The 2,415-nt window shown below is 24.8% G+C and carries 2 protein-coding genes; both read right to left on the reverse strand.

Going from position 1 to position 2,415, the window contains the following annotated elements:
• Positions 1–123: 123 nt before the first annotated feature.
• Positions 124–2,157, reverse strand: coding sequence for an MIP family Ig-specific serine endopeptidase (locus VBM87_RS02895; protein WP_323177303.1), 2,034 nt, complete (start codon positions 2,155–2,157; stop codon positions 124–126).
• Between the two features lie 66 nt (positions 2,158–2,223).
• A complete protein-coding gene (locus VBM87_RS02900; RefSeq protein ID WP_323177304.1) occupies positions 2,224–2,367 on the reverse strand; it encodes a hypothetical protein in 144 nt (47 codons plus the stop codon).
• Positions 2,368–2,415: the final 48 nt, after the last annotated feature.

The raw sequence follows: 2,415 nt of genomic DNA on the forward strand, positions 1-2,415 counted from the left end.
TTATAGGATAGTTTTAAAAACATCACAAAAAACACCGTTGTCACATTTGGATAACCGTGTTTTTCTGTTGCAATGCACATTGCATTGGACCAAAAAATAGCAAATTTTGCTATTTTTTTTAATTTAAAACCCTTCAGGGAAAAGAGCAGTTGTTTTATCATTAGTATTATCAAAACCGTTGGCAAACATTACTCTTAAATTACTACGATATGAATCTTTTTGTTTTGGATATAAACTGTTATTAGTAGAATCAATAAGATTATAAGCATAAGTTACAAAACTATTATCAATGTTGGAAACATCAGTTGATAGTAAAAATGGGGCAAATCCTGAAGAACCAAGTAAATCACCGGCTTGAGTTCTTGAGCTAATAACATTGTAAATTCCAACCATTTGTCCAAAATCATTATAAACTAATGATCCTGAAGCACCATAATAAAGAGAAGAAAAGCTAATTGTATAATTTGGTCCATATGATGCTCCAACTAAATTATTAAATGCTGTATCTAATCTAAATTGATATGCATCCGCAGTGAAACTGTTTTGGTTTGCTCCATAAGCAAATCTTTCATTAAAAGGTGGTAAAAAATCATTAGTTTGATTATTATTACGTTCAAGTGGATTATTATGTGAAAATCTAGTCACATTATTTAATCTTGGATATCCAGCTATATATAAATCTTGTGCGTTAGATAATGCAAATTCATATATGCCATCTTTTTTATCCATATTTTTAAATTTAGAATAATAATCTAAAGTTTGCATATACTTAGAAATATTTTTATCTTGATTTGGTAATTCATTTGTGTCTGCAAGTCTTTTTAAATATTTATCAAGTGCATTAGTTGCATCATTAATTCATTTTTTAAAAGTTTCATCAGTCTTTTCTAAATCTATATCTATTGAAAAAACAGCAAAATCAACATATAAATTAGGATTTTCTCCTTGTGTTTTTCAATTTTGATATTTTGTTTGATAATTAGTATCTCATGAATTAAGTTTCAAATAATTTTCAGCTTTTTCTTTAAAAACTGTTTTTAATTTTTCCTTATATGCTGCTGTTGCTTCTTCTTTCATAAAATCAATGGCAGCAAAAATTAAAGTAGGATTACTTAATGCTTGAGTTTTAGTAGTTCTTCATTTAGTTTCCCCAAAACCTACATTTGATGAACCAGTCATTTTATCGCTATTAGTATAATAACTAACTAATCCGCTTGTTTCTAAGGTATTATTTGCTAAAGTTTCTAATTTAGGATTAGCAGCTTTACCTAATGCAATACCTACTAAAGTATTACCGGTAGGATCAACATATTGAGGAAATTTTTTACTATTTTCTTCACTTAAAGTATTTGCAAAATTATTTAAAACGTGAATATTAGATGCTAAAAATAATTTTAATTTGTTACTATTAGATTTTGATCTATGATAATCTAATAATCAAGCAGTACCTTGACCGCTAGCAACATCTACACTTCCAGATTTTTCATGAAATAAAGTTTGAATAGAAAAAGAACGATCATATATTTCTTTATATATTTCGTGAGCATTAACTTTTTTATATTTGCTTACATAATCAGGATATTTATGATATTGACTAACATTAGGTCTAATAAATTGAAAATTAGGTGGAAGAGTAGGAATGATAGGTTTATTTCCTTTTTCTTCTTCTTTTTTGTCATTGTTAGTATTTGTTTGTAAATATTTATCTGCTTCTTGAATTAAATCAACAAGTATTTGATTATGATTAACAACATCACTTTTGCTTGATTGACTATTCACAAGATTATCAGCTTTATTTAATGCTTGTGTAATTTTTTCATTCAAGATTTTATTTTCTTTTAATTTTTCATTTAATTGATAATCTGCTAATGTATTTTTATAACTTTTTAAGTTATTTAAATCATTTTCATTTGCAAATTCGATTTGATTATTATTTTTTTCTTTTGTTGTATTTGAATTATCTTTTTCAGTAGATTTTGAAATATTATTTTCATCTGAATTTGAATTATTTGGCAATAAACTGGCTAAATAATTTTTAACATTTTCAATGTTTGTGTCAAATTCTTGATTTAAGTTTATAAATTCAGCAATAGTGGTTTTGTTATTTTTAATAAAAGTGCTTGCTTTATTTAAAAATGATGTTATAGATCTATACAAATTATTATCATTTGCTAATTTAGTTAAATTTTCTTGTCTTAATTTATATAATTCTTGATATTTAGTTTATGAGATTTGTCTTTGATTATTTAAATCATTATTATTTTCATTGTTATTGTTATTTTCACATGCCACAATAGAAAATATTCCTATAGTGGATGTTAAAGTGCTCAAAGGCAATAAAATTTTTTTAAATTTGGTACTTTTCATAATAAAATTATAATTAATTTAAAATAAAAAAACAAAATTCTATGAATT

The sequence above is a fragment of the Mycoplasma sp. 744 genome, from assembly GCF_034863305.1.
Taxonomy (GTDB): Bacteria; Bacillota_I; Bacilli_A; order Mycoplasmatales; family Metamycoplasmataceae; genus Mycoplasmopsis.